At 72.8% G+C, this 6166-nt stretch carries 6 protein-coding genes; 3 read left to right on the forward strand and 3 right to left on the reverse strand.

Going from position 1 to position 6166, the window contains the following annotated elements; all coding sequences use genetic code 11:
- The 3 genes from FHP29_RS02725 to FHP29_RS02735 all read right to left on the reverse strand — a co-directional run.
- Positions 1-893: circularly permuted type 2 ATP-grasp protein (locus tag FHP29_RS02725; protein ID WP_139621353.1), on the reverse strand; the 893-nt coding region annotated here is incomplete at its 3' end.
- A 53-nt stretch (positions 894-946) separates the two neighbouring features.
- A complete protein-coding gene (locus FHP29_RS02730; RefSeq protein ID WP_139621326.1) occupies positions 947-1837 on the reverse strand; it encodes an SGNH/GDSL hydrolase family protein in 891 nt (296 codons plus the stop codon).
- A complete protein-coding gene (locus FHP29_RS02735) occupies positions 1834-3024 on the reverse strand; it encodes a PucR family transcriptional regulator (RefSeq protein WP_139621327.1) in 1191 nt (396 codons plus the stop codon). The genes FHP29_RS02730 and FHP29_RS02735 overlap by 4 nt, the downstream gene beginning before the upstream one ends.
- A 102-nt stretch (positions 3025-3126) precedes the next feature.
- Here FHP29_RS02735 and FHP29_RS02740 point away from each other — a divergent pair, with 102 nt between their 5' ends.
- From FHP29_RS02740 to FHP29_RS02750, 3 genes are all read left to right on the forward strand, one after another.
- Entirely contained in the window at positions 3127-4281 is a 1155-nt protein-coding gene (locus FHP29_RS02740; RefSeq protein WP_192903946.1) for a ferredoxin reductase, read from the forward strand.
- 78 nt (positions 4282-4359) lie between these two features.
- Positions 4360-5607: a fatty acid desaturase family protein gene (locus FHP29_RS02745; RefSeq protein WP_139621329.1), complete on the forward strand. Its 1248-nt coding sequence runs from the start codon at positions 4360-4362 to the stop codon at positions 5605-5607.
- 48 nt (positions 5608-5655) lie between these two features.
- Positions 5656-6166: enoyl-CoA hydratase-related protein (locus FHP29_RS02750; RefSeq protein ID WP_240044262.1), on the forward strand; the 511-nt coding region annotated here is incomplete at its 3' end.

Here is a 6166-nt window from a genome sequence, read left to right on the forward strand (position 1 = left end):
TAGCGGACCAGGTCCTCGACGTAGCGGTAGACGGACTTGTCGTCGGCGACGCCGGTGCCGAAGCAGTTGACCAGGCCGAGCCGTCCGGCCCGCCACGGCTCGAGCAGCAGCTCGGCCAGCTGGGTCGGCCGCCCCTCGGCGCGGAGCCGGTCCTCGCCGGTGCGGCGGTAGACAGCGCGGACCGACCGTCCGTCGGTCAGCTCGAGCCGGTCGCCGCGGCGCCGCAGGTCGCCCGGGGTGACCAGCGTGAGGCCGGCCTCCTCGGCCAGGCGCTGGTGCTCGTACCACGCGGAGTTCGCGGGCCCGTCCGTCAGCAGCGCCAGGACGCCGTCCGCGCCGGGCAGGGACGCCTCCAGGCACCCACGCAGCGCGGCCGGTACGTCGTCCTCGAGCGTCGTGCGGGCCTCGACCCCCAGGACCTGCGCGACCGCGTCCGACACCGCCATCGCGTAGTCGATGCCCGAGGGGGTCCGCACGTTGTCCTCCAGGAAGAGCAGGCGCCCCTCGCCGTCACGGACGACGTCGAGGCCCGCCACGCCGACCCACGGACCGCCGTGCGGCGCACAGCCCTGCAGGTCGGGCTCGAGGTAGGGCACCGAGTCCAGGACGGCCCGCGGCACGATCCCGTCCGCGACGCAGCGGCGCTCGCCGTACACGTCGGACACGAAGGCGTCCAGCGCGCGGACCCGTTGGCGGACGCCGTCGGCCAGCACCACCCACTCCTCGCGGTCCAGCAGCCGCGGCAGCGGGTCGACACGGAACGGGTGGCCCTCGCCGGGTCCGAAGCGGACCCCGCGCTCCTCCAGGACGCGGTTGACCTGCTCGGTCAACTCGTTGCGCTCGTGCCCGTCGGTGCGGGCGGCCAGGGCGGCAGGATCGATCGGCTCCCTCATGCCTGGTCCCGTACCCGGTTGCGGCCAGGTCAGCTCCCCCGAGACGAACCCGATCAGCGCAGCTCGTCGACCAGCAGGTCCGCCACGACGGCCTGCTCGCGGGCGTAGGGGTGGTAGGCGAGGGCGGGCTCGGCGGGCACGATGCCGGCGATCCAGGGGTCGACGGAGCAGATGTCGTGACCGTCGGTGGCGTCCGCGACGTCGACGAACCCGACCCCGGCGCGGTCGGCCGCGGCGGCGAGGCTGTCGTTGACCCGGCCCAGCAGGTCACGGGCGTAGGGGTAGTCGCCGGCCGCGAGAGGCAGGAGCTCGCAGGTGCCCGTCTCCGGGACGATGTGCGGGTAGCCGACGACGAGGACGACGGCCTTCGGCGCCCGCTCCCGGATGTCCTCGAAGGCTTGGGCGAGCCGGTCGGGGAGCCGGTCGAGCTGCCGCTCGGCCCGGCTCCGGAAGGTCGTGCCCTCGGCGGTGCACGGGCTGCCGCCGCGGTCCTCGACCGCCCTCCCCACGCAGGTGGTCAGCAGCTCCGACAGCCAGTCGCCGTCGTTCCCGCCGATGCCGACGGTGACCAGGTCGGTGTCCGCGCCGAGCGCGTCGAGCTGGGGCGGGATCGGAGTGCCGTTCGGCGGCGTCTGCGACCCGGCGAGGTCGGCGGTCGTGGCGCCGCCGCACGTGACGTCGGTCAGCTCGAGGTCGAGCCGCGCGGCGACCATGCGGGGATAGTTGCCCGCGGTCTGCTCGCAGCCGGTCGGCCCGGTGCTCGGCCCCAGACGCGGGCCCGCGGCGTAGGAGTCGCCGAGGGCGACGTACGACGCCCCGGGCGGCAGGCCGTCCTCGTGCTCGATCGTCGGTCCGGGCGGGTCGGAGCAGCCGGCGAGCAGCAGGCCCGCGAGCAGCACTCCCGCGGTCACCGGGACCGTCACCGGGACCAGGGTGCGCCTCACCCGCTCACCTCCTCGACCCCGAGAGCGATGGTCAGGGCAAGGACGGTATCGGGGTCCTCCAACCGGTCGCCGTACAGCTCCCGGACCTGGGTCATGCGGTACCTGATCGTCTGCGGATGCACGAAGAGCGCGGCCGCCACCTCCTCGCGGCGTCCCTGGTGCAGCAGCCAGGCCCGCAGCGTCTCGCGCAGCTTGGCGGCGGCCGCGGGGCGCAGATCGTCGAGGGGGGCCAGGACCTGGGCGCGCAGGTCCTCGAGGGCGGCCGGGTCGGCGCTCAGCACCAGACGCGGCAGGTGGATCTCGGTGTCGCCGGTCAGGCCCAGGGCCCGCGCCCGGAGCGCGCGGTCGTACGACGAGCGCACCTCCTGCCACGGACGCGGCGGCCCGACATGGCACTCGCGGCCGCGCACCGCGCGCACGAGCGCCGGCCGCCGTCGGTCGTGCGCGTCGGGCACCAGCAGCAGCGCCGCCCCCTCGAGATCGGGGAGGTCGGCGGCCTGGATGGTGCCCTTGCGCAGGGCCTGCTGGAGGGCGCCCGCCTGCGACTCGGGGGCGATGACCGCGGTGAGGGTCGTCGGCGGGGTCCACTCCGCCCGCTCGGCGGCCGCGAGCAGGGTCGCCTCCGGCGCCCCGGCGAGCAGGTTGCGCGCGAGCCGCTCGGTCATCCGCTGCCGCACCCGACCCTCGGTGGCCGCCTCGTCCTGGTGCCCGGCGACGCTGGCCGCGGAGAGCTCGTCGATGTAGGCGAAGACGAGCTCGGCGAAGGAGGCCATCGTCGCGGGCTCGATCCCCTGCTCGACCGCCTTGGCCGCGAGGTGCTGCCAGGAGACCCGGGCGCCGATCCGGTACGCCGACAGCAGGGCGTCGGTGCTGCGGCCGCTGCGGACCTCCCCGCGGCCGAGCTGGTAGGCGCCGGCGACCGCGGAGGAGCGCGGGGCGGCCGAGCTCGGGCCGCGCCGGTCGCTGATCAGCGACAGGAAGCCGCCGAGCGCCACCTGCACCGCCCCGCGGATGGTCTCACCCATCGGCCCGCCGAAGGCGTCCTCATAGGCGGGCACCTCCCGGATGATCTGGTCGACGACGTCGTCGGCGACCGCGGGCAGCTCGGCGCGGATCGCGGCGACCGTCCCCGGCGGCAGGAGGACCGCCTCCTCGGCCCGTGAGCCACGCAACACCCGCCGCGCCATCGCTCCCCCTCGCCCACAAGTTGTCTCGACCGAACAAAACCAAGGAGTAGATTCACCGGCTCCGGTCATGAGTTTAGCGCCCTGGACTGGGAGTCTAGAGATGTGAGTACGACGACCGCCGCCCCTTCCGCGGCCGCCCGCACCGGACGCCTCCGCACCGGCCTCCGCTCCCTGCTCGACGCGGCGGTGACGCCGCTGAGCGTCGACGACCTGCTCGACCACTTCGCCCCCCTGCGCCCCGGCGCCGCCGTCGGCCTCCAGGGCCGCATCGTCGAGGTGCAGCAGGAGACCGCCGACGCCGCGACCCTCGTGATCAAGCCCGGCCGCGACTGGGCCGGCCACATCCCCGGCCAGTACGTCCGCGTCGGGGTCGACGTCGACGGCGTGCGCCTGTGGCGCACCTACTCGCTGACCCACGGCCCGCGCCGGGACGGCCACATCTCGATCACCGTCAAGGCGATCCCGGACGGCGCCGTGTCGCAGTACCTCGTGCACCGGGCGCGGGCCGGCCAGATGGTCCAGCTCGCTCAGGCCGAGGGCGACTTCGTCCTCGCCCCCGCCCAGCCGGGCACGCGCCACCGGCTGCTGCTCGTCACCGCCGGCTCCGGCATCACCCCGGTCATCGGCATGCTGCGCAACCTCTACTCCCGCAACGAGGACTCCGACAACCTCGCGCGCGCGGCGTACGACATCGTCCTGGTGCACTCGGCGATGGCGCGCGACGAGGTCATCTTCGGCGCCGAGCTCCGCGCCCATGCGGACGCGGGCCGGCTGCGTCTGATCGAGCGCCACACCGACACCGACGGCCTGCTCACCACCGCCGACCTCGAGGCCGAGGTCCCGGACCTGGCCGAGCGCACGGCGTACGCCTGCGGCCCGGCGGGCCTGCTCGACACCCTCGAGGCGTACTACGACGAGCGGCGGCTCACCCTGCACACCGAGCGGTTCCGCCCGGCCGTCGTGGACGTCGACGCGGAAGGAGGGACGCTCACCTTCGCGGGCGCCTCCGCCACGACCGTCGAGACCGACGGCAGCGTCCCGATCCTCGACGCCGCCGAGTCCGCCGGCGTCCTCATGCCGAGCGGCTGCCGGATGGGCATCTGCATGGGCTGCGTGCTGCCGATGAAGTCCGGCGCCGTGCGCGACCTGCGCACCGGCGAGCTCACCGTCGCCGTCCCCGGGGAGACCCACCCCGACGGCGTGAAGATCCAGACCTGCATCAGCGCCGCCGCCGGCGACTGCACCCTCGACCACTAGCGCCTCGTCGAGCCGCCGCCCGGGTCCGAGCGGCGCACCGATACGACGCCCTGCACGCCACTCCCGAAGGAGAACCCCATGACGACGATCACCAACAAGGCCCAGAACCCCACCGCCCACCTCTCCCCCGAGGACATCGAGGCGCTCGGCGCCGAGCTCGACGCCATCCGTGCCGAGGTGCTCGAGGCGCGCGGCGAGAAGGACGCGGCGTACATCCGCCGGGTCGTCGACGTCCAGCGCAAGCTGGAGCTCGGCTCGCGCGCCGTGCTGCTGGTCAGCGTCTTCCCGCCGGCGTGGCTGCTCGGCACCGCCGGCCTCTCGATCGCCAAGATCCTCGAGAACATGGAGATCGGCCACAACGTCATGCACGGCCAGTGGGACTGGATGCGCGACCCGAAGATCCACTCCACGACCTGGGAGTGGGACAACGCCTCGACCGCTGACGGCTGGAAGCACTCGCACAACGAGATCCACCACACCTACACGAACATCGTCGGCAAGGACAACGACCTCGGCTACGGCATCATGCGCGTCGACGAGGAGCAGCGCTGGTACCCGCTCTACCTCGCCCAGCCGCTGTGGAACTTCATCAACGCCTGCTTCTTCGAGTACGGCATCGCGGCCTACGACCTCGAGCTCGGCCGCAACCTGCGCACGCCGAAGGAGAAGCGCAGCGAGGAGTTCAAGCGCAACCTCAAGAACACGCTGCGCAAGATCCGCAAGCAGGCGACCAAGGACTACGTCGTCAACCCGGTCCTCGCCGCGCCGACCGGCTCCTTCCTGCCGGCTCTCGCCGCCAACTTCACCGCCAACCTCGTGCGCAACATCTGGTCGCACTCGGTCATCATGTGCGGCCACTTCCCCGAGGGCGTCGAGACCTTCGAGCTGAAGTCGATCCCGGACAAGGAGACCCGCGGCGAGTGGTACCTGCGCCAGATGCTCGGCTCCGCCAACATCTCGGGCTCGAAGCTGATGCACATCATGACCGGCAACCTGTCGCACCAGATCGAGCACCACCTCTTCCCCGACCTGCCGAGCAGCCGGTACGCCGAGATCGCCCCCAAGGTGCAGGCCGTCTTCGAGAAGTACGACCTCAACTACCACTCGGCGCCGCTGGTCCAGCAGGTCGGGAGCGCCTGGCACCGGGTGATCCGGCTCTCGCTCCCCAACGGCTGGCTGGCCACCACCAACGCCAAGAACCTGCCCTCGCAGCTCAAGCTCCTCTACGCCATGACCACGGCCGACAAGCGCAAGCGCCGCGTCATGCAGCGCCTGCTCGAGAGCGCTGCCGCGAAGCAGGAGAAGGAGCAGGCGCTGGCCGCCTGACACCGGCCGCACTCGGGGCCCGATGTTACCTGCAGGTAGCATCGGGCCATGAGCAACCACGTCAGCTGCACGATCAGCGAGGGCATCGCCCACGTCCGGTTGAACCGGCCCGACAAGCTCAACGCGCTGACCCTGGACATCCTCGAGGACCTCGTCTCGACGGCGCGGGAGCTGCTTCGCGACAAGACGCTGCGGGCGGTCGTGGTCAGCGGCGAGGGTGACGCCTTCTGCGCGGGCCTCGACTTCGCCTCCGTCATGCGCGACCCGGCCGGCGTCGCGAAGGCGTTCATCCCGCGGCCTCTGCGCGGCACCAACACCTTCCAGGAGGCGCCCTGGGCCTTCCGGCGCATCCCCGTCCCCGTGATCGCGGCCGTCCACGGTCACTGCCTGGGCGGCGGGCTGCAGATCGCGCTCGCCGCGGACTTCCGGATCGCGACCCCGGACTCGCGCTGGTCGGTGCTCGAGGGCAAGTGGGGCCTGATCCCGGACATGTCCGGCATCCAGGCCCTCAAGGAGCTCGTCGGCATCGACCGGGCCAAGCTGCTGACGATGACGGCCG

This window comes from Nocardioides albidus (genome assembly GCF_006335005.1).
Classification (GTDB): Bacteria; Actinomycetota; Actinomycetes; order Propionibacteriales; family Nocardioidaceae; genus Nocardioides; species Nocardioides albidus.